Origin of the sequence: Bdellovibrio sp. ZAP7, from assembly GCF_006874645.1 — a bacterium.
Classification (GTDB): Bacteria; Bdellovibrionota; Bdellovibrionia; order Bdellovibrionales; family Bdellovibrionaceae; genus Bdellovibrio.
This window is the reverse complement of sequence record NZ_CP030082.1, coordinates 586277-608016: the sequence shown is the minus strand read 5'-3', so window position 1 is coordinate 608016 and position 21740 is coordinate 586277. Positions and strand designations below refer to the sequence as shown.

Annotated in this window: 15 protein-coding genes; 6 read left to right on the top strand and 9 right to left on the bottom strand. The window is 46.0% G+C overall.

The window, feature by feature from the left end; translation table 11 throughout:
• Nucleotides 1-80 precede the first annotated feature (80 nt).
• Nucleotides 81-2456: an endopeptidase La gene (lon, locus tag DOM22_RS03025; protein WP_142698964.1), complete on the bottom strand. Its 2376-nt coding sequence runs from the start codon at nt 2454-2456 to the stop codon at nt 81-83.
• A 78-nt stretch (nt 2457-2534) separates the two neighbouring features.
• On the bottom strand, nt 2535-3362 hold the full coding sequence (locus tag DOM22_RS03020) for an exonuclease domain-containing protein (protein ID WP_142698963.1): 828 nt from the start codon (nt 3360-3362) through the stop codon (nt 2535-2537).
• 97 nt (nt 3363-3459) lie between these two features.
• On the opposite strand from DOM22_RS03020, the gene DOM22_RS03015 reads away from it, so the two are divergent.
• Nucleotides 3460-4140: a TorF family putative porin gene (locus DOM22_RS03015; RefSeq protein ID WP_142698962.1), complete on the top strand. Its 681-nt coding sequence runs from the start codon at nt 3460-3462 to the stop codon at nt 4138-4140.
• On the opposite strand, the gene DOM22_RS03010 is transcribed toward DOM22_RS03015, so the two are convergent.
• On the bottom strand, nt 4112-5071 hold the full coding sequence (locus tag DOM22_RS03010; protein WP_142698961.1) for a flagellar motor protein MotB: 960 nt from the start codon (nt 5069-5071) through the stop codon (nt 4112-4114). The genes DOM22_RS03015 and DOM22_RS03010 overlap by 29 nt on opposite strands.
• 53 nt (nt 5072-5124) lie before the next feature.
• Nucleotides 5125-5991 carry a flagellar motor stator protein MotA gene (gene motA, locus DOM22_RS03005; RefSeq protein ID WP_142698960.1) on the bottom strand — a complete coding sequence of 289 codons (867 nt, stop codon included), beginning with the start codon at nt 5989-5991 and terminating at the stop codon, nt 5125-5127.
• 103 nt (nt 5992-6094) lie between these two features.
• On the opposite strand from motA, the gene DOM22_RS03000 reads away from it, so the two are divergent.
• Nucleotides 6095-7903 carry a protein-disulfide reductase DsbD gene (locus tag DOM22_RS03000; protein WP_142698959.1) on the top strand — a complete coding sequence of 603 codons (1809 nt, stop codon included), beginning with the start codon at nt 6095-6097 and terminating at the stop codon, nt 7901-7903.
• A gap of 71 nt (nt 7904-7974) precedes the next feature.
• Here DOM22_RS03000 and DOM22_RS02995 read toward each other — a convergent pair whose 3' ends face one another.
• The 5 genes from DOM22_RS02995 to DOM22_RS02975 all read right to left on the bottom strand — a co-directional run bounded on the left by DOM22_RS02995 (nt 7975) and on the right by DOM22_RS02975 (nt 14880).
• Nucleotides 7975-9321, bottom strand: a complete 1347-nt coding sequence (locus DOM22_RS02995) for an alkaline phosphatase D family protein (RefSeq protein ID WP_142698958.1) — start codon at nt 9319-9321, stop codon at nt 7975-7977.
• A gap of 98 nt (nt 9322-9419) precedes the next feature.
• On the bottom strand, nt 9420-10199 hold the full coding sequence (locus tag DOM22_RS02990) for an ABC transporter substrate-binding protein (RefSeq protein WP_142698957.1): 780 nt from the start codon (nt 10197-10199) through the stop codon (nt 9420-9422).
• Between the two features lie 62 nt (nt 10200-10261).
• The gene (locus DOM22_RS02985; RefSeq protein WP_246845829.1) at nt 10262-13591 is read right to left on the bottom strand and encodes a Calx-beta domain-containing protein; all 3330 of its coding nucleotides are present in this window, start codon (nt 13589-13591) and stop codon (nt 10262-10264) included.
• Between the two features lie 202 nt (nt 13592-13793).
• The gene (locus DOM22_RS02980) at nt 13794-14375 is read right to left on the bottom strand and encodes a hypothetical protein (protein WP_142698955.1); all 582 of its coding nucleotides are present in this window, start codon (nt 14373-14375) and stop codon (nt 13794-13796) included.
• 1 nt (nt 14376) lies between these two features.
• Nucleotides 14377-14880 (bottom strand): hypothetical protein, encoded by a 504-nt coding sequence (locus DOM22_RS02975; protein WP_142698954.1) that lies wholly within the window; start codon nt 14878-14880, stop codon nt 14377-14379.
• Nucleotides 14881-14971: 91 nt separating this feature from the next.
• Between DOM22_RS02975 and DOM22_RS02970 the strand changes: the two genes are divergently transcribed.
• The 4 genes from DOM22_RS02970 (at nt 14972) to DOM22_RS02955 (ending at nt 21729) form a co-directional block, all read left to right on the top strand.
• Nucleotides 14972-16021 carry a hypothetical protein gene (locus DOM22_RS02970; RefSeq protein WP_142698953.1) on the top strand — a complete coding sequence of 350 codons (1050 nt, stop codon included), beginning with the start codon at nt 14972-14974 and terminating at the stop codon, nt 16019-16021.
• Complete coding sequence (locus DOM22_RS02965) at nt 15976-16914, top strand: pseudouridine synthase (protein ID WP_142698952.1); 939 nt, start codon at nt 15976-15978, stop codon at nt 16912-16914. The genes DOM22_RS02970 and DOM22_RS02965 overlap by 46 nt, the downstream gene beginning before the upstream one ends.
• A gap of 3 nt (nt 16915-16917) precedes the next feature.
• Nucleotides 16918-17811 (top strand): DMT family transporter, encoded by an 894-nt coding sequence (locus DOM22_RS02960; RefSeq protein ID WP_142698951.1) that lies wholly within the window; start codon nt 16918-16920, stop codon nt 17809-17811.
• A gap of 87 nt (nt 17812-17898) precedes the next feature.
• A complete protein-coding gene (locus DOM22_RS02955; protein WP_142698950.1) occupies nt 17899-21729 on the top strand; it encodes a tail fiber domain-containing protein in 3831 nt (1276 codons plus the stop codon).
• Nucleotides 21730-21740: the final 11 nt, after the last annotated feature.

Below are 21740 nucleotides of genomic sequence, written 5' to 3'. Positions count from 1 at the left end.
ACAAAATCTGTGGCTTTTTTCGTTTATGAAGTAAGTGCAAAAAAGGTACGGCCTTACCTGGGAAGGTAAGGCCGTACCTTTTAGTTTAGGGCTCTGGGGAATAAGGGCGTTGTGTTGTTCGCACTCATTTTGTAAGCCGGGAAGTCAATTTCCAAAGCGATCTTCAATAGATCATTTACGTTATCGACGAAGTGGAATTGCATCGTTGATTTGATCTCTTGAGGAACCTCGCGTAAGTCTTTTTCATTTTTCTTACACAAGATCACTTCAGTCACTCCTGCGCGATGAGCAGCAATGATTTTTTCTTTGATTCCGCCGACTGGTAAAACACTTCCGCGAAGGGAGATTTCACCTGTCATCGCCAGTTTTGGATTCACCGGTTTCTTCAACATTTTCGAAGCGATCGACGTCAACATTGTTACTCCGGCAGAAGGACCATCTTTCGGGATGGCGCCCGCAGGAACGTGGACGTGAACTTCTTTTTTAGTGAAATCCACCGTTGGGTCCATCAAAGGCAAACGCGCCTTCAATAAACTCATCGCGATCTTCGCGGATTCCTGCATCACTTCACCCAGTTGCCCGGTCAGCAACAACTGTCCCGTGCCCGGCATTTCTTCCGTTTCTATGAACAGGATATCCCCGCCCACTGGAGTCCATGCAAGTCCCGTCACCACACCTGGAGGCAAAGCCGTTTCCGTAAGATCCGCTGAGAATCTTTCCGCACCAAAGATGTCATCCAGATCATTGATATCAACAATCAATTTTGCACCTTCAGATTTCAAGATCTTCAAGCTCATAAATTTACAAATTGTCGCGATTTTACGTTGCAGCTCACGCACACCCGCTTCACGAGTGTAATCGGTGATCATTTTCGTCAAGGCACCTTCAGTGATCTCCAATTGGGATTCATCGATACCATGCTCTTTTAACTGCTTCGGCCACAAGTGGCGTTTCGCGATATTTTTCTTCTCATCAATTGTATAGCCCGTGAGTTCAATCACTTCCATACGATCCAAAAGAGGACCCGGAATTGTATCGAGGGCATTCGCTGTGGCAATAAATAGCACCTTTGAAAGATCGTATGCCGTATCCAGGTAGTGATCTTGGAAAGTATTATTCTGCTCAGGGTCCAAAGTTTCCAACAGGGCACTAGCAGGGTCGCCATTAAAGCTGCGCGATAATTTATCGATCTCATCCAGTACAAATACAGGATCGTTTTCACCGGCTTTCTTAATTCCAGAAATAATTCGACCCGGCATTGCGCCAATATAAGTGCGACGGTGACCGCGGATTTCCGCATCATCACGAACACCACCCAAGGCGACACGCACATATTTTTTATTCAGTGCGCGCGCAATACTCTTACCGAGTGAAGTTTTACCTACTCCCGGAGGGCCTACGAATAACAGAATCGAACCCTGATGCGATTTACGCAGCTTCATCACCGCCAAATGCTGCAGGATTCTTTTTTTAATTTTATCCATGCCGAAGTGATCCTCGTTCAGAATCGTTTCGGCTTTCTCCAGATCAATTTCTTGATCCGCCGAAGATTTACTCCACGGTAAATCGGTCATCAAATCCAGATGCGTACGGATGATTTGATACTCAGGCGATGCTGAGTTCATATTTTCCAAGCGCTTCAACTGGGAATTCGCTAACGCCAAGGCCTCGTCGGGCATTCCCGCCGCAAGAATTTTTTTACGGAAGTTATCCGCAACATCGTTATTGTCTTCGTCACCCAACTGTTCGCGAATGACCCGCATTTGCTCGCGCAAAATGCTTTCTTTCTGGCTTTGATTGATGTTCTCACTTAATTTTTGACGGATATCGATCTGAATTTTCAGACGTTCTTTTTGTTCCTTCATCAGGTCCAGAATCTTCAACGCACGTTCGCGTACATCTGAGGTTTCCAGAATCCCCTGCTTTTCAGCAAGGGTGAAATCTGCATGAGCCGCACAAACATTGGTAAGGAGGGACAACTCCTCGATCTCTGCGATCCATTCTTTTACCCGGCGCATGTGTTTGCCCAGCAAATCAACGGTGTCGTAAGCGATCTGTTTGAGGCTTTCAAGCAAGGCTTCCTCGGTCTTCTGATCAGCAACCAGAATATCTTCAATTCCTTCCGTCAAAGTCTCATAGATTCCGTTTTCAAATCTCATTTCACGCGCGCGAATGCGCTGATGAGCATTGACGAATATCGTAAAGCTTCCATCATCTTCTTTTTTATGGGATTCAATTTTACAAAGAGTACCGACAGTATGCATATCCTCTGGCTTTTCCACAGTGCCGTCAGGATTTTTCTGCGTCAGTAAAACGATCCACTTTTGATTGGTTAGGGCTTTTTGCAAAGCTTGAATACTGCGGTCTCTTCCAACCCGCAAAGGCATGCTGACACCGGGAAACAGAACGGCATTTCTTAGCGGAATAACTGGAAGGTAGCCAGATACGAATGACATGGTCTCACCTTTCCCCTGCTGTGAGTGCAGGGTCATAAGTTAATCATGTATCCGATTTAGAATGCGTCAAGGTGAGGGTTAATAAACAATCCCCACATCTTTGATGCGAGACAGATAATATCGTTTATTGGTATTTTCTCTCTGACAAAGGGCCATAAGATAGTCGCCATCTGGATTACGAACGATTCCAATCGGGCTCACACGGCGCGTTTCACCCTTAGCTGAGCCTCCATCATATACGAGGTCCAAATCTTTTTTGGTGTGAATGGATTCGATCATCGTCTTTAGGTTGGTGTCATTTACGGTGTGCATAGCATAATCTTTCCACCATAACTTCTTACCCTGACTTTTGATAGCTTGTTCAAGAGTGGCACCATCACCCATTTTTTTGAAACATTCCAAGCCCACGTACAGACAAGCTTTCGCATCATCGTAGGCACGATGTGCCTGACCACCATCAATGTTCAAATGCTTGATCAATGTTTGCAGTTTGTGATTTTCAACACCATGAATCCATTTACGCGAAAGAAGGCTGGTGCAAAGAGCGGGTTCTGTCGGCAAAGACAAACCTGCTTTTTCAAAATCAATAGAAAGAAATCCCAAATCAAAAGGAGCATGGTGAGCCATGACCACAGAGCCCTTAAAGAACTCGTGGATTTGATGAATTTTATCACCCATCAGTGGTGCATCCGCCACCATCATATTAGTGATACCGTGAATGCCAATGATATAGTCGCTCATCAATTCGCGGGGTTTCAAAAGAAACTGTAGGCGATCCACTTCCTGACCTTTAAAGTACTTAACCGCTCCGAACTCGACGATGTCATAGCCTACTGGGTAAGCCCCGCTAGTTTCAGTGTCGAAAGCGATATACGTGTACTCATCTAAAGGAAGTTCTAAATTCATAGGGCTTTCATACCCCGTTCCTAGGCTTTTGGTCTAGCTCCACGACGGCTTTTCTTTTATTTTGTACTTTCTTCGTTCACAATGAAACCCACTATCTATGCGAAGATACATCAGTTTTATCATTATACTCATGGGTCTGAATTCGGCGGCTTTGGCTGCGGAAAACACTCCAACCTTTAAAATGACCGGTGACGTGTCACTGCTGTCTCAATACGTTGAATACGGGTTGAACCAATCAGACGGCTCGCCCGCCTTGCAAGGTTCCTTCTGGTTTAACTTTGGACCTCAGTTCCGAATGGGACTTTGGGGTTCAAACACGAACTTTAAAAACAGTGATGATCACTTCAACCTTCGCGCCAATGCCGATATCAAAATCGATTTCAGCCAGGAGTCGAATGCCGTGATTATGTATTCCTATAGCACGTACTATAAAGAAGGTGCTCGCAACGGGAACATCCTGGGACTTCATTTAAACTTTGGAACTTACCGTGTAACTTTAGACAACTTAAGTAACTGGGAAGGCACAAAGAAACGTTCGATGCGAATTGGGTTCGGCAAAGTCACCACTGTTTTCACAGACTGGAAATGGGATAACGAAGCGGGATATAACACTCCTGACGTGGATTCCATCAGCAGCTATTTTGATCTTAGAACGGCTTTGGGATTTCAGTGGAGAGCGATATTCTTTGAAGGTGCCGTGACCGGCACCTCTGCAGCCGGTGACCTGGATGGCACCGGAGAAATTTACTTTATTCTGTCAGCGAAGACGGGCTTTTAGCTGCTTCGTTTAATTCATCGTTCACTTGTTCGCGAAGAGGCTTTTTCTGATGAGCTTCTTCTTTACGACGTGTGGACACCTGCTGCACGAAATTATCATACACCGACATATCTACGTTCTTAGAACCAAACATCGATTCCAACTTACGTTGCTTACGACCGTCTGAAGTCAGCTCTTTTTGGGCGATCTTAACTTTGATAAAACCCACCAGCTTTTTAGGATCCACTTCACCGCGTTTCTCTTTCACGCTGATGGCACCGTTGACGTTCACAGTGCTGCTTTCCAGGGAGGCCGCAATTTTATTACGAACGATATCCAGACGTTGAGAAGCCACACGATTCGCCGTCATCAAAGCACCATCTGGTACAGATTGAACGAACAAACCCGAAGTTAATTTGATCTCGGCATCTTTCAACCCCGCCGTCACACCTTTGATTTTATCCATCACCTGGACAAAATTAGCATTCGGTTGGGAAGATCCGCGTTCAAACAACATATAGTCAGGGATATCGAAATCAAAACCCTCGGGAGTGACCACTACGTTTTTAGCGACATCATTCATCTGGTCAGCCATATACGCAGCCACTACTTTTGCAGAACCCATATCCAACAGATTTGGAGTTTTATCCATTGGCTCCATGAAACTTTGGAACGCCTTTAACGGTTCGTTCAAAAGATCCAGGAAAAGTTTTTCAAGAGTCAGCTCAACCCCGAAGTTTTGGAAATTATATTCAATAACTGAAGGCGTGGAGAAATAATCTGAAACCGCTTTTTTAGTCTGATCAGATTGACCCACGATCCACATAACCAGGAAGAAGGCCATCAAGGCCGTCATAAAGTCAGCAAGGGCAACCTTCCAGGAGCCCCCGTGTCCACCGCCGCCTTGGACGATGATCTTTTTGATGACGATTGTCTGTTTCTTCTCTGCCATTGTTCTTCCTTAATCCAGAGGGAGCCGTAATCCTGGCTCCCGCTCTGTTCACATTACGCAGCTTTCTTGATTTCTTTTGTAGCTTTGTCGACTTCGTTAAATGTCGGTCTTTCTTCCGGCATGATCGAACGACGAGCGTACTCTACACACACGATCGGAGGAGCACCACGTTGCAAAGCTACCAGTGCCGCTTTTATACAACCCAAGTAACGACCTTCCGCTTCGATATCCGCTGCCATTTTAGTTGCAGTCGGCTCGATCAAACCGTAAGCACAGAAAACCCCTAACATCGTTCCCACGAGGGCATGGGCAACGTACTCACCGATTACCTCTGTACCTGCCGTCAAGACACCCATGGTCTTAACGATACCAAGTACGGCGGCAACGATCCCTAGTCCCGGGAAACCACCGGCGACGGCGGCGACGGCATGTTGTGCTAGATGTTCTTCGGCATGGATACCTTTGATATCCGCATCCAAAAGATCATCAACGTCATAAGGAGAAAGTTCAGATGACAATGTCACCTTCATCGTGTCGCAAAGAAAATCTACGGCATGATGGTTGTGCATAAAGCTTGGGTACGCTTTAAAGATGTCAGACTTTTCCGGTTCCTCGATATGTTTCTCGATACCTTGAGGACCTTCTTTTCTGAAGACTTGGAAAAGTTGAAAAAGCATTTGCAAAAGTTCAACATAGTCTGACTTTTGTGGACCCTTGGAAGTCATCGCTTTGATGGAAAGTTTAATCCCCATCTTTACGATTTTCATTGGGTTGGCAATAACGTATGCACCGAAGGCAGCTCCCCCGATGATAACCATCTCAAGACCCGCAGCTTCGATGATGACGCCCATCTTACCGTGACCGGCAATATAGCCCCCGAAAACTGTCGCGAAAACTATCAATATACCTACAAAACCCATAGAATATGACCTCTTCAGTTTCTCTATCGGTTTGATACATGTTAGAATTGAGTCATCGGCAAATAATCTTGCCCATAGTCGGGAGAGGGACTAAGACAAATATATGAAAGCAACAATGCAGAACCTTTTCCTTATCGTTTCTTTCCTGCTCTTGGGACTTACGTCCTGGGCACAGACAACTGCTTCTGAGAACGACCCACTTTTGGTCGAGACTCAGGTCCTTCCCTATGAGTGGAGTCCCGGCCAGGGAGGTTCCCTCACTTTCAAATTAAAGCTTCCTGAGAACTTCCACGCTTACGAGGATCAATTCAAAGTAGTTATCTATGAACCAGATGGATTCAAAGTGGCGCCATTTAAATTGGAGCCCGTAACGAAGTGGTATGATAAATTCTCAAAACGCGAACGCACCGGTTTGGTGGGTGAAGGAACTCTGACCGCTCATATTGAAGCACCGACTCGCTTCTTAAAAAAACATGAAAAGATGAAACTGGAACTGACTTATCAAGCATGCTCCGATCAGTTCTGCCTGTTCCCGACGACGAAAACTTTGGAAGTGCCAATTATCACCCCGATGGTTGAGGGTGGAGCTCAGATTCAAAATATGCCAACCGTTCACGAAAAGACCAATGGCTTTTTCGACAGCAGCAATTTTGCTAAATACTTGGGTTCAAGTATGGTGGCGGGATTGGTCTTTGTTTTCTTTGCGGGAATTTTCACAAGCTTTACTCCGTGTATCTTCCCGATGATCCCAATTACTTTGGCGGTTTTGGGGAACCACGCCGAACAGCGTTCACGCTTACAAAACTTTTTCACATCCTGTGTGTACGTGTTGGGTATTGCCACGACCTACTCCCTTTTGGGATTAGCTGCTGCCACGAGTGGCAATGTGTTCGGGGCTTCTTTAGGCAACCCTTACGTACTTTCTGTTGTCTGTGTGATTTTCCTGGCAATGGCACTATCGATGTACGGCTTATATGACTTGCAAGTTCCCGCTTTCTTAAGAAATCGTCTGGGCGCAACAAAGCAAAAGCAAAGTATCTTGGGAATTTATCTGACGGGATTGTTTGCCGGTATCGTGGCAAGCCCCTGCGTGGGACCTGTCTTGGTCGCGATTCTGACCTATGTTGCTTCCACCAAAAACATGCTCTATGGGTTCTTGTTCTTGTTTGTCTATGCACTGGGCTTGGGTTTAATCTTTATCGCTTTAGGTCTTTCCAATCAGTTGGTTAAAAAACTTCCACGTTCCGGTCCCTGGATGGTTTGGTTCAAATTCATTCTTGGGACGTTGATGCTTTCTGCGTTCTATTACTACTTAGAGTTGTTACTTCCAGTGCGTTGGTTCGATGGCTCCCTGGGTTTAGGCTTAGTGATCCTGGCCAGCGTTTACGGAGCTTTCCTGCCGACAAAGGGTGGCGGCGGCGGCCCCCGTCAACATATCCAAAAAGGCATTATGCAGGCTGTTTTGATCGTGGGTATCGGCTATATTGGATTGTCTGTTTTTGATTTGCGCCCTTATATTCGTGGTCGTGTCATGGCTGATAACTCGATCAACCAAATTCAAACTTTGAATTGGCAACCGTATACGGATGAAGCTTTGGCAAAAGCCGTTAAGGAGGGGCGCCCTGTGATCATCGACTTCTGGGCTGAGTGGTGTGCTGCTTGTCACGAACTTGCAGAAAACACATTCACTGATCCACGGGTTCGCGCCATGGGTGGTAACTTCGTGCTATTAAAATACGACGCCACGAAAGAATCTGCTGCATTAAAGGTTCTAAAAAAGAAATACAACATTCAGGGATTACCAACGGTGATTTTCTATAATGCCAAAGGGGTATGGATCGATGGCCTGACATTGACCCAGTTCGAAAATGCAGAAAAGTTCCTGCAGAGAATGGAAAAAGCCAGTAAGTAAAAGCGAGCTTTAAAAAGGCAAAAGGCGCAAAGCAGAGAATGCTTGCGCCTTTTTTTATTCTTTAAACAAACCTAAACACTCAGTTGGCAAGAGAAGTTCACCACGTTTCGCGCGGAACAGCTGTAAACATTCGCAGTGAAAGTGCCCGCCTGATGAATGGAATCCACCAAGATGTAATTTGGCATCGTCGTCGACATCATTCGCCGCGGATGTTTAGAGATTTTGTCCAATCCCGGGAAGCATTTGCTATGAACCGCACTTGAAGTCACTTCGTACGTTTGATAACCCAACATCGCCGATTCAATTTTAGAGATCTCACTGAAGTGTACATCCCCGGAAGCAAAGATCACTTTGCGAGGAATTCGCTTCAATGCACCCATAAATCCGTTAAATTGTCCCCTATGTTTGGACATCGATTCTTTATAAACCATCTCTGGAAAAATCTGGCTGCCATTCATGATCCACGTCGTGCCCTCAAAGCCAGCGATCATCTCTAAGGCCCATTCTTCCTGCTGCTGACCCCAGTGAGCATAACGAGCGCTGGATGTTTTTTCCAAACGCCAGCTGCGATCGTCCATTAATAAAAACTGGTGCTGTCCTGCTCGCAAAACAGAACTGATCCCGGGTCCATGGAAATAACCCTCGGTATAATTATCAGCCTGGGCAAAGAAAGCGCGGAAGTTCGCCTGAGATTCCGCCACGTGATGCCAGTTTGTTGTGTTCACGTCGTCAGATCCGAAATCATGATCATCCCACGTTGCAAAAATAGGAATCAGGCGTTTTGAATAATAGATTTCCAAAGTTCTGCGTGCTTGCACATAGCGAGACCACAAACGGCGCGTGTCCCCGTCGGGAAACTCGCATTCACCTTTATCGCAATATGTGGAGTCCCCGATAAAGAAAATCACGTCAGGATTTTGGCCAACAAGATTTTGCCAGATTTTAGGTTCGTGGCGCCCTTCATCCATGCAAGAGCAAAGCGCATACCGAAGTGTCGACTTATTTAAATCCAGCATTCCGAACTCGCGGCGCTCGATCACTTCATCTTTCGCGCCCAAAAGATCCAGGAAAAACAATTCGCCCAGGTTCAACCCGGCAAAATACACCTTGGTGATCTGAAACTCACTGAAAGGTTGCTGAAGAATTTCAATTTTCTCGGGTTGCCAAATTTGTCCCGCAGAATTACGAACGACCGTATTAAACTGCTGCTTACTTAGATGAAGAATAGAAAATTGTGTGCGAGTCGCATCTGTCGCGCCCTGCAAAATCGACGGCGAAAGTCTTTGCGCCGTTTGAAATGGCAAACCATCAGCACTACGTCCATCCTGTTCCGTAGCTGCAAATGCGGGTACACCCACTGCAGAAACAATAGCTTGCGTCAGCCCCAACTTTAAAAAGTCGCGACGAAGAAATCCCATATAGCCTCCATGACATATGACAGATTTTTTTGTACTTAAATTTCATCAGGGGTCTACGTTAAAGACAAGATTTCATTCGTCATGAATATGTCAGGAACCTATTTGGTTTCGGTTTTTACCGGGTGATCGGTCGTTTTTTGAATGGCTTCATTGATTTTTCGGATCATTTCATCGGGAACTTTTTTACTGCAAATGAAGTAACGGGGACTTGAATGAGCAACATCAGCTGGCTGAAAGAGAATAAAGTCACTCGCGGCCCATTTAAATCGTTTCAATACATAATCCAGCTCCAGACCTGAAACAAAAGTATAATCCACTCTCCCCGCATGAATCATTTCAAACATCTGCGGAGTGATTTCAGCATTTTCAATATAAGTGATATTTGTATTATAACGTTTTGCCAAAGTGTCGACCTGCGCACCAAAAGAATAGTGCCGACGGTTGATAAGCTTCAGTCGACGATTCTTTAAAAGGTCATCAATCTTATTTATCGATTTGTCGAAACTGCCTTTGTGGCCGACCACAAACCAAGCACCGTCATCACAAACCGGATCTGAATACTTATAAATTTTTTCCCGGTCTGGAACTTTTAACCAGCCAACAGCGCAGTCATATCCTTCCCCCGACTGTATGAGCGCCAATTGACGAAATGGTGGGCTTTCCACCAACGAATAGGAAATGCCAGCACGCTCCAGAGCACGCACTGCAGGAGTACCGCAAAATCCCGTTAAATTGCCGCCTTCCACTTCCAGTAAGGGAGGACGTGGGTGATATCGCAATTGCAAAGTGATCGCTTCATCCGACGCATAGACAACAGATAAAAATGCAAAGATAACCACAGCTGTGCTGAGGAGAAATGTCCAAACCAATGTTTTCATCGTTTGGAAATGTTAAGCACCGAAAATGGACTTAACAATGGACCTTGTCGGTAATCATCAGATTAATTCGCGAGACCGTAAACTGTCCGTGGCAAAATGACCGAATTCGCAACACCCAACATGCGATCCGTGCGATTCCCCCAGCAATACAGTTTATCGTTTGCGATAGCACAAGTATTTAAAGCGCCAGCAGAGACATCTTGCACACCTGAGGCAATAGGACTGATCTTATCCGCAAACGCACGATCCGTAAGAGTTCCATCGCCCAGGCGCCCGTTCACGTTGGATCCCCAACAGAACAGTTGTCTTGCGGCCCCTTGGATCACACACATATGAACGCTTCCGATACTGACTTTTTCAATATCAGTCATAGTAGGTGTTGTTGGAGGAGTTAACGAGCTTGTGCCCATGTTGGTGCCTGTATTGCCCCAGCAGAACATTTCTTTGTCTTTGTTAATCGCGCAGACACGAGACGCGGAGCCACCATCTTGACCGATCTCAACTGTGCTAATGTTTGTCATGATCGGGGTCGTCGGAATAGTCAGGCGATTTGTCGTATCACCCAAACCAAGACTTCCCATTTGATTTAAACCCCAGCAGAAAAGTTCATCTGATGTGGAAATATAACAGGTTGTACCTGATTGCGTGACAACATCACGCACCCCACTGGATTTCACTTGCACTGGCACGGCCTGACTACTTCCACCTGGATAAATTTGTTTATAACTATTCAGCCCCCAACACCATAACGACCCATTGGTTTTAACCGCACAACCATTGCTTTCATCCAAGCTGATTTTTGTAACGTCCTTGGCAAAAAGAACCTTAGGAGAGTTAAAATTAGCACCGGTACTCATACCGATTGCGCCATATAAATCCGATCCCCAACAACGAACTTCTCCATATGTCGAAAGAGAGCATGTCGCGTGACGATCAGCAACGACTGTCGCTTGATTTCTGGAAAGTGCTTCCGTCGGAACGACACGACTAATATTAGTACGATCACCAATCTGTCCTTTAATATTTTTACCCCAACATTGAGTCGCACCCGCCTTTGTCACCAAGCACGCATGTTGATCCAGGGAATTTAAGGCCAAGGAAACTTGTGCGACACCATCTTGCACAAATAGCGGCGTTACTTGAGATTGGGATTCCGTCGCTACCCCCCAACACTGTACATCTCCTTCAGTCATCAAAGCACAGGCGGCACTCGACTGATAATCCATCGGTAAAAGTTTTGCCACACCACCAGGGATATACATCGCGCTACCGCGCCCGTGTCCTGCACCTTCTGTCGCCGGCAAACTATTTTTATCACCCCAACACCAAACACTGCTATCTGACGCTTTTAAACCACAAGTATAATCATCGTAAATTGCGATATCTTTATAAATACTGGAAACCAAGGTCGAAGAACTGAATAACGTCGACATATTCGCTTGATCCAACTGGCCATAGTAGTTGTCACCCCAGCAGTACGTTTCAGTTGTTCCCGCGTTGTCCTTTAAGACACACGCACGGCCCGAAAAATAACTGACGGACGCACCGATCACTCCGGTTTCCACTGGTGTCGCTGGGAATGTCAGTTGCTGAGTGACGTTACCCATGGGTTTACCAACGGCGTTTAACTGACCCCAACAATAAAAGTCCTTGTTTGTCTTGGTCGCACAGATAATCAAACTCCCCGTCGTTCTGATAAAGATATCTGAAATGTCCGTCGCGATTTTCACACGTTGGGCATAGGTTTTGGTTACGTTTGTCACACCCGTCGCAAAGGATCCTGAAAAGTCTCGTCCCCAGGCCCAAAGCTCCCCAATATCGCTGATATAAAAGATCGCAGTCGCAGTGACTTTGACTTTTACGGCACCGGAAGCAACCACTTTTTTAGGGGTCAGAATATAAGCTCCACTGGAGCCATTAATAAATCCATCATTGTCATAACCCCAACACCACATTTCTTTAGAGGTATTGATCGCGCAAACGGCGTAGCCTCCAGCTAAACTAAAGCTTTCCACGTTCGTGAAGGTCGGAGTGGCAGGTGGAGCAAAAGTGTCATTGGTCGTGCCATCACCTAACTGGCCCCGATCATTTTTACCCCAGCATTTTAAATTCTTATCATCAAACAAAGCACACCAAACATTGTAGCCGGCTTGGAAGTCTACGACTTTAGGTACTGCCGCTCCGTCGTCGTCCTTGATATGAATTTCATAGAACGAGCGCACGCCACCGGAACCTAACGAGTTCTTCGTCAAAACCAGACGCAAGCGCTTTTCCGGCTCTGCAAGTGTGTCATTCAAAATCTTCACGTGAATGGTTTTGGATTGCTCTCCGATGGCGAATTGCAATTCAGGTGTTACCAACTCAAAATCACTACTCGTCGCTTCTCCTGAGGTTTGAATGGAAACTTTAAATGGAATCGGTGCCGGAGCACTTAGTTGGACTGGAATATAGATATCGCCTGCAGATTCCGTAACAACTTGCGAGCTACTTAAAAACTCTGCCGTTAATGCAGACGTGTAAGTTAAGACACCCGTCGTATTTTTTGTTGGCAGACTGGTGACGGCCGCTTCATTCGCCGGATTCACGATTGTTGCGCCTGTCATCGTAATGGCAGCAGGCATCGCAACACCATCCGTGTCGTCGTCTCCCAAAATAATTTCATAACGGAATAAAAGTTCCGAAGCCGACACCTGGGCAATGTAACTTGCCACGCGGCTATTGGATCCGACTTGAACTGTAATTGATGGCGAGCCTGTGACTGTTACAGGCTGGTCGTATTTAACGACCACCTCTAAACCCGTACCGTCTAAATAGACATCCGTATCGGGAGTCTTAAGTTCTTTCACTTCAGGAATAGTTTTGACTAATATCGGTGTCGTATCGGCCAAAGAGTTATCCGCGCCGGGTGCAGGCAATTTCAAAAGATTTGCCACCTCGTCTGCCGTACCTGTTGCGCCATTTGCAGGTGTGATCGCACCACCATTTAAATCAAGTGCTGCCACTCCTGTATAATCCAAAGTGGCCGTGGAGTCCCCAGCGACAACCGCATACTCAAACACTAGTGTGTTCGTACCTGATCCAGAGGCATAATTGGCTTTACGCTTTACCGTTCCTGTTTCTAATTCCAAAGTAGGAGTGCCGGTAACATCCACTGGACCACTGAAGTGAACCGAGATTGGAACGACTTGCGCCGTCGTGAATCGAGGTAACGAAAATACGCCGACTCCACTAGCACTCGTGACGTCAGCATCGACCGAAAGAATCTTCGGATATGCGGCAACAGAAGGCAGACCGAGATCTGCGGAACCACCCAGGAGACGCGCATCCAACTGCCCGCAACCAGTGGCAAATATAGAAATCAAAATAAGAGTGACCAAAAACGATCTAAACACTCTGTACTCCAAAAAGATGCGAAACCTTCTAGAATATTAATCGGCTTAGGAAACGGATGACTACAGATGTGGGCAGTGGATATTTGGAACTTTTCAGCTAGGCTTGTTCTGGTTTGATACGAAAACGAGAGGCAGGCCTCGCCTTGCACTCCAAATTGTTCGAAATTTTACAGCGAATAGGGTCTGGTCGTCGTAACGACTTTTATTCGAAAGGTGACTTGCGCCACTGGGTCCAGCCATTTTGAGTCATCTTGTGACTGAGGAATATGAAAACCGGCAAACTAATTACCAATGACATAAAGGTATCTGCCAAAGCCATCTGCAAGTAATCTCGCAAAAAGTCTGCTTGAAAAAAAATTCCATCTAACGTCAGCACGGCCATTAAAACATAACTGCCAATAAAATTTGGAATCACAAAAGCCATCATCCAAAAATAGAAAAGCCTTCCGGCGTTTTTCAGGTTCATTCGATCGAATTTTAGATATTTCCAGAACAGCCATCCCAGATAGACTTTCAAGCCCTCACTGCCAGCAAATAAAATGATTCCCCACGGTGAAAGGTGTGTACCACTAAGGGATCCCAAAAGACTTGCGATAGCCACCGCAAGAACAACTCGCGGCCCCCACCACAAAATCAATACGGAACCAATAAGATAAGGAAGATAAACGAGATAAAATCCCGGTTGAATAAAAACAAATGGCCCGGTGAACCGAGCCACTATCTGAATGAGAATTGCAACAACCCAAGTCCACCATGGAATGTGGCGATTGAGTTCTTGTTCCATACTACAGACGCTTCAAACGCGAGATTTCCATTTTGGCTTCGTTCAAAGCCGTTTGGCAGGAAATCATTTGCGCTTCTTTTTCAGCCAAAAGTTTTTGCAGGTGGTTCATACGCACTTCAAAACTTTTGATGATGTTGTTGTGGCGATCCACCATTTCCTGAACTTTCAAATCCAGGCTTTTGCGCTCGTTCACGCGTTGAGAAAGTTGAGTGATTTTCTGACCAGCCTCAGTTGCTAAACCATTGTGGCTTTGCTCCAGACGAGTCAAAAGCTGCTGGTTGCGATCGAACTTGATATTGGAGCTTTTGATCAGCTCATTCACCGTTCCCACAATCTTGTTCATTTGATCGGCCAAGGCTTGGTTTTGAGCCTTAAGCTCGAAAATCTGGCGGTCGGTATTCAGATAATTGGAACTTGTGGAACCCATGGAGGACGCAGTTTCCAGGCCGGAGCTCTTGCTGATCTTCTTTTCACCGAATAGTTCAGGATTTAATTCTTTGTGCATGCTCCGACCCTCCCTTGGGTACTGATGTGACGCTCTTAGAAACATCATATTTTTTCTGGACAGAAAATTCAAATGTTCATACGTTAGGGCCATGTTAAAAGTCGGTCAGTTGCTGAAGTTCGTTTCAGATCTAAATCCTCAAAATACGCCCACGCGCCTGTCATTCTATAATTTCCTTAGAGGGTTTCCTCATGCGGATGACTCGTTGACGCCTGAGTTGATCGAAATGTTCTTCAATTACTGCATGGATTATCCACACTGGGCCTCCAATAAGCAGCAATTAGGCCACGAAGTTCAGTTTTTGCTCGAGAACTTCAACAGCTTTTATCAGCAAAAATTCGACCTTTCCCCGATCCGTTTCCCACAAAACATGCAGATCATTGAGATTGAACACTTCTCCGACCTAATTGACGCGGTGAGTTCATATGTTAAGTCGCAATGCGAGGAAGGCGACAAGTTCCGCATCCTCCCAGATCAAAACAAACGAGTGGTGGCTATCGTCCTTCGCGCCGACAAATCTTTAGAGGTTCGTACTTTCGATCGTAAATTCACGATCCGCAATGGCGCCTTGGAACCTTTACGCAAAGACCTGGTTCTTTACTACAACCCTGAATTGGAATTGAGCTCTCATCACGATCACAAAATCGAGGTGGCTCCTTACATCACGGCCCAATTCCGTGTGATTAAAGACAAAGTTTCCGGCGTTTTGATGCGTGGATATGTTTTCCAAAAGCTTTTAGATGTTAAGAACGAGGCTTTGCAGGATCAAACCCGCATCCTTTTCCCTATCAAACGTTTGGAACAATTCTTCATTGATCGCAGAACAGACCCCTACTATCAGGATCTAATCAGCCAGCTGGAAAGAACATGTAATTTGGTTCAACAAGGTGATGCAGAAGCCACAAAATGGTCTTCCATCGTCCTCGGGAAAGCCGATACAGCCCTGGAAAACGTGTTTTTAGGGGATAAATTACTCACTTTGTTGGCTCGAGACCTCCGTCACGCCCTAATGGAGGCCAATCGCAAGAATAACTCCTCATCCGCGCTCAGCAGTGATATATTGATCACTCAACAATTACCTGAGGCCGATGAAGAATGTCTGAAGATAGCACCTCTCAAAGAGTTAGACTTAATAAACTAATTGCCGACAGTGGTTTGGCTTCCCGCCGCCACGCCGACAAAATGATCGAAGAAGGCATGGTCACTGTTAATGGCAAGCGCGTATACGAGCTTGGCGTGAAAGTAGACCCTCAGCACGATAAAATCCTGGTTGAAGGCAAAGTTCTTCGCAAACCACTTTCTCAAAAACTTTATTTGATCTTCAATAAGCCAGCGGGCGTTTTGACGACGATGGACGATCCAGAAGGTCGCCCAACGATCGCTGAATACCTTGGCGATGTTCCTTCACGTGTATTCCCTGTGGGTCGTCTGGACTGGGACTCTGAAGGTATGATCCTTTTGACGAATGATGGTGATTACGCCAACAAAGTTGCGCATCCAAAAGAAGAAGTAACCAAAACGTACTTGGTTAAATTGGATGGCAAACCAGAACCTCGCCACCTGCAAAAATTGAAAGATGGCGTATCCATCGTTGGTGGTAAAGTTTCTGCTCGTCACATCGAAAAGATCAAAAAATCTGGCGACAATAAATCGGAAAAGTACGAATGGTACAAAATCGTGATCACAGAGGGTAAAAACCGTCAGATCCGTCAGATGTTCGCTAAAATCGGTTTCGACGTTATGAGACTCCAACGTGTGGCGATTGGTCGCTTGCGTATGGGTGCGATGAAAGCTGGCGAGTTGATGTTTATCAATGACGTCGCTGCAAACCGTGTATTCTTGGCGGATGATCCAGAAGACTTAAAAGTTAAAAAGAATTCGTACAAAGGCCGCGCTCCTGCTCAAAAAGCTGCTGCTGACTCTAAAAAATCAGCTGCTGAAAAAGAAAAAGCTAGAGAGAAAAAAATGAGTGCCGGTAAGAAAAAATATGCGGGCGGTAAATTGATCGCTCCTAAAGGTCCAAAAAGAAAATAACTTATGAAACTAAACCCACGACTGCGCGGAACAATCGAGATTTCCATCGGCAGTGTGGGTTTTGGTTTTTTAGGGATCTTTGGTAAGACCGCATTTAACTCCGGCCTCTCGGTTGGAGAATTCCTGACTTACAGATTCACTTTGGCTGCGATGCTTATCTGGATCTTTCTGCTTCTCTTCCGTCCTCAATGGATTCGCCTTTCTAAAAAGCAAATTTTCATCGCCGCCTTGTTGGGGATTTTTGGTTACGGCCTGTTCTCGACTCTTTATTTCACGGCGATTGATGGGCTTAGCATTACACTCGCGGCACTCCTGCTTTATACATATCCATTCTGGGTGAATGTGTTCTCGCACTTTTTTACTCACGATAAGATCTCCCGCAACGAAGCTTTGTGCCTGGTCGGCGCTTCAACAGGATTGGTGATGCTGTTGTGGGGCCATATCGAAGTTCGCAATGCCTGGGCGGTTTTAGCAGGATTACTTTCGGGAATCAGTTACGCGATTTATGTTATCGTTTCCGGTCGAGTACAAAAAAATGTACGACCCATCACTTCCAGTCTTTATGTCATTACTTTTGGTGCTTTGGCCTTGGCACTTTTCCATCATCCGCACTTTGAAAATATCCCACACCTTTCAGCGACTCAGGCTTCTTGCATTTTTGGCATAGCGATCATAAGTACGATCATACCTTTGACTATGGAGCTGGCTGCTTTACAAAAGTTAAAAAGTTCTGAAGTTGCGTTGCTGATGATGATCGAACCCATCACCGCAGCACTACTTGGAGTATTGGTATTTAAAGAATCACTCACGTGGTTGCAAATTGCAGGCGCACTCATTATCGCATTCGCGCTCGTTGTTAATACGCGGTTAAAATCTTTTGATAGTGTTTCAGCCTAGTCCATAATTGTTAACATATTGATATAATCACTCGTTTTAGTGTCTCAAAGCCTATCGTGATTTCGTAAGTAATCCGAATAGGCTCACATGAGATTTTGGTCGTCTTTGTTTCTCATAGTGGTGTTCCTTATGAACATCAATGCGCATGCATCCCCTGACTCCTTTGTCTATCAGGGGCGAATCGTCAAACCTGACGGTACGGCACTCGAGTATAATAATGTCAGCTTTGCTTTCGCCTTCACAAATGCCGCGGGTAATTGTGTGTTTTACCGCGAACAAAAAGACAACGTCGATATGCAAGGCTCGGGCGGCATGTTTGACGTGCCAATTGGTTCTGGTACTCGCCTTTTCCCAACAGGCCCTACCGCTGATATTCGTGATGCGTTTAAAAACTCAGTTTCACTGCCTTGTGAAGGTGGAGGAAATTATACTCCTTCTGAAACTGAAGTTCGTCTTTTGAAAGTACAATTTCATGATGGAGTTGGCTGGAATGCAATTACGCCCTATAGCACGATTCGTTCGGTCCCATTTTCGACTTTCTCTTATTCTGCAGGTCGCCTGGGTAATAATGTTGCCGGAGATTTTGTTTTAAAATCTTCGATCGCCACTTGTTCCGTTGGTCAGTATCTGACTTTCGATGGAACTAACTTTGCCTGTCAGAATGACTCTGGTGGTACCGGAACTGTTAGTGACGTGAATGTTTCATCGCCCCTTACTAAAGGTGGTACGCCTGCTATTCCAACGATCGGTATCAATGTTGGAACGACGGCAGGCACAGTGGCCGCGGGAAACGATATTCGTTTTGGAAATGCCACTAAAATTCAAGGCACTGCGGTCGATGCGACGGCACCGACGTTGGCGCAAGTTTTAAGATATGATGGCTCAAGCTCTTGGGTTCCATCGACGCTGGCGATTTCTGATATCTCAGGTCTTTCCACGCAGCTGGCTAATAAAATTAATGCGACGATGTTTCCGACAAGTTGTACAGCGGGACAGTCGCTTGTGTTTGTCTCTCCGGCTAACAAATTTGACTGTTATGACATCTCGATCACAGCTTCGCAAATTTCTGGAACAATTCCATTTTCTAAACTAGCCAGTCTTCCCACGACATTATCGGGTTATGGAATTACGGATGCGGTAAAAAATAATGGTGGCACGCCGGGATTTAAATCTGGAACGAATGCGACTAAAGGTGCTGCTGGAACTGCTGGCAATATTTATATCTCGACAGATACTAAAGAGATCTATCGCGACAACGGGACGACTTGGGATTTAATTGGTTCAGCAACTGGAACTGGCGGAACGATTACAGGAGTCACAGCTGGCACGGGCCTTACGGGCGGAGGCACCACGGGAGCAGTGACATTAAATGTGAATGTCGGCACGGGCGCCAGTCAGATTGTGCAATTAGATACATCATCGAAACTTCCCGCTGTGGATGGATCGGCTTTAACAAACTTAAATCCTTCGGCACTTTCAGCGGTGGTTCCACTTACTAAAGGTGGCACCGGTCAGACGACGGCATTGGCTAGCTTTAATGCCTTAAGCCCCCTGACGGCGAAAGGCGACATTCATACTCGTGACAGTACAAACAATATCCGCTTGGCGGTGGGAACTGATGGGCAAGTTCTTTCTGCAGATAGTGCACAAACCAGCGGACTTAAATGGATCACTCCAAATGCGGGCACTGTTACAAGTGTTACTGCAAGCTCACCACTCGCTGTTGCAACAGGAACAACGACTCCTGCGATCTCCATTTCTGCAGGAACCGGCTCCGCGCAAGTTCTGCGTTGGAACACGAGTGCGTGGGCTGCCTCTTACTTTAATTTTGCTGATTTAAAATCAGCAGCAGGAACACAGCAGATTCCGAACAACTGTACATCGACGCAAACCCTGGTATGGCAGTCAGGCTCTGACACTTTTGCCTGTGTGACCATTTCCGTGACGGGAGCCAATTTTGGTTCTCAATCTGCAAATCTGGTTTTTGCAGGACCAACTTCGGGAAGTGCTGCACCGACATTCCGCTCATTGGCTTCATCGGATCTTCCGGCAACGGGAGCAACGGGTGTTTTCTTGAATGGCGGTAACAGTTTCGGCACCGGCGCCACTGTCGGTACGAATGATGCCAACAACTTCTCACTGAAAGCTGGTGGTAGTTCTGCAGCAACCATAACACCGGCAGGACTATTTGGTATTGGGATCACTCCCACTTACAATTTCCATATTCAGAAAAATCAAAACTCGATCACCGAAGGCCGCATTGAAAACTTGATCGCTTCAGGCAACACCAGCGCCGGCGCAAGATTTCAGGTAGTGGGAAATGATGTCAGCGGTATGCTCGCTGCCTATCCTGGTGATTATTCCGTAGCGGCTTATCAAGACAGATTTATTGTCGCAGCAAATTCGACAGCATCGAATGGACTGCTGTTAACTACAAATACGACATCACCGATTGATCTCGCAGCAAATGGTGCGACGACGCCCGCCCTGCGTGTGACTTCGACGAATCAAATTGCTATCGGGCAAACTTCAGTTACCGGACGCTTAAGTACAACTCCGACCAATTATGGCGACCTTGCCGTTGGAATGACTTACAACTCTCTAAATTGGTACCAACCTGATGCGACTGGATGGGCGGGATCATTTGCCTCGGCGGGTGAACAAGGGTTGGTCGTTGCGACTGATACAACGACAGGTACAGTTTTCCAAGCTTCGTCGGGAGCTTATAACGTCGGTACTGCCAGACGTGCGAATCCATTATTAACTGTAAAGGGTACGGGTTTTGTCGGCATCAATACTTCGACTCCAGTGTCGGCTTTGAATATCGTGGCTGACAACAAAAGTGCTGACACCTATGACGACCTGAACATTCATACTTACCATGCCACGTACACGCCCGGAATCATATTAACCCGGGGGCGTGGCACCGAAGCGTCGCCCACTCCACTACTCATAAATGATTTATTAGGAAGCTATAATTTCCGTGGTTGGTCTACGTCTACAACTGTGGGTTCGGGTGCTAGCATTCAGGCTGTGGCCGAAGACAATTGGGCTTCTGGTGATACTCCCACTAACATGCGTTTTTTAACCAATAGTGGCGCCTCTATCGCGGAAAGAATGCGCATCGCTGCCAATGGCTATGTGGGCATAGGCACAACGACCCCGACTTCAACTTTGGATGTCAATGGATCTATTATTGCAAATAACGGAGCCAACATCGCGATGAAAGCATCTACAGCCACCGTCTATGATTCCGGAGATATAGTTTGGTTTAATAGTGATAACACTGAGAAAGCCCGTATCAACGCCGGGACAGGGTCAGCAGGTATACTGTATTTTTCCGTCGGCACCCCCACCTCTACGAAAATGACGATTCAAAACGATGGAAATGTTGGGATCGGAACGGTCACACCATCCTATAAATTGCATGTCATCGGCACAGCAGGCCTGTCGACAGGGACAGCTTGGACAAATGCCTCCGATGCTCGACTTAAAGATATCCACGGAGACTACGAATACGGTCTGAACGAAGTTTTGCAACTTCATACGGTTCGCTATTCCTACAAAAAAGACAATCCTTTGAAACTACCTTCTGATTATCAGAAAACTGGTTTCATCGCACAAGAAGTTCAAAAAGTAATTCCCGATGCTGTGACAAAACGTTCTGATGGATATTTGGAATTGAACGTCGATCCGATTCACTGGGCCGTCGTGAATGCAGTTAAAGATCTTTATCACAGATGGTTTGATGACTCACAAATCATTCATGAAAAGATCTCTGAACAAGACAGAAAAATCGCCTCTATCGAGAGTGAAAATCAGATCTTAAAAGAAGAAAACAAGAAGCTACAAAAAGAGCACCAAGACATAAAATACTGGATCTGCAAACATGATCCGGATCATACGATGTGCCATTAATTCTGCCGATG

What these genes read in the sequence shown, in the direction of transcription:
- lon (WP_142698964.1), bottom strand. Translation starts at nt 2,456, where the DNA reads ATGTCATTCGTATCTGGCTACCTTCCAGTTATTCCGCTAAGAAATGCC.
- DOM22_RS03020 (WP_142698963.1), bottom strand. Translation starts at nt 3,362, where the DNA reads ATGAATTTAGAACTTCCTTTAGATGAGTACACGTATATCGCTTTCGAC.
- DOM22_RS03015 (WP_142698962.1), top strand. Translation starts at nt 3,460, where the DNA reads ATGCGAAGATACATCAGTTTTATCATTATACTCATGGGTCTGAATTCG.
- DOM22_RS03010 (WP_142698961.1), bottom strand. Translation starts at nt 5,071, where the DNA reads ATGGCAGAGAAGAAACAGACAATCGTCATCAAAAAGATCATCGTCCAA.
- motA (WP_142698960.1), bottom strand. Translation starts at nt 5,991, where the DNA reads ATGGGTTTTGTAGGTATATTGATAGTTTTCGCGACAGTTTTCGGGGGC.
- DOM22_RS03000 (WP_142698959.1), top strand. Translation starts at nt 6,095, where the DNA reads ATGAAAGCAACAATGCAGAACCTTTTCCTTATCGTTTCTTTCCTGCTC.
- DOM22_RS02995 (WP_142698958.1), bottom strand. Translation starts at nt 9,321, where the DNA reads ATGGGATTTCTTCGTCGCGACTTTTTAAAGTTGGGGCTGACGCAAGCT.
- DOM22_RS02990 (WP_142698957.1), bottom strand. Translation starts at nt 10,199, where the DNA reads ATGAAAACATTGGTTTGGACATTTCTCCTCAGCACAGCTGTGGTTATC.
- DOM22_RS02980 (WP_142698955.1), bottom strand. Translation starts at nt 14,375, where the DNA reads ATGGAACAAGAACTCAATCGCCACATTCCATGGTGGACTTGGGTTGTT.
- DOM22_RS02975 (WP_142698954.1), bottom strand. Translation starts at nt 14,880, where the DNA reads ATGCACAAAGAATTAAATCCTGAACTATTCGGTGAAAAGAAGATCAGC.
- DOM22_RS02970 (WP_142698953.1), top strand. Translation starts at nt 14,972, where the DNA reads ATGTTAAAAGTCGGTCAGTTGCTGAAGTTCGTTTCAGATCTAAATCCT.
- DOM22_RS02965 (WP_142698952.1), top strand. Translation starts at nt 15,976, where the DNA reads ATGTCTGAAGATAGCACCTCTCAAAGAGTTAGACTTAATAAACTAATT.
- DOM22_RS02960 (WP_142698951.1), top strand. Translation starts at nt 16,918, where the DNA reads ATGAAACTAAACCCACGACTGCGCGGAACAATCGAGATTTCCATCGGC.
- DOM22_RS02955 (WP_142698950.1), top strand. Translation starts at nt 17,899, where the DNA reads ATGAGATTTTGGTCGTCTTTGTTTCTCATAGTGGTGTTCCTTATGAAC.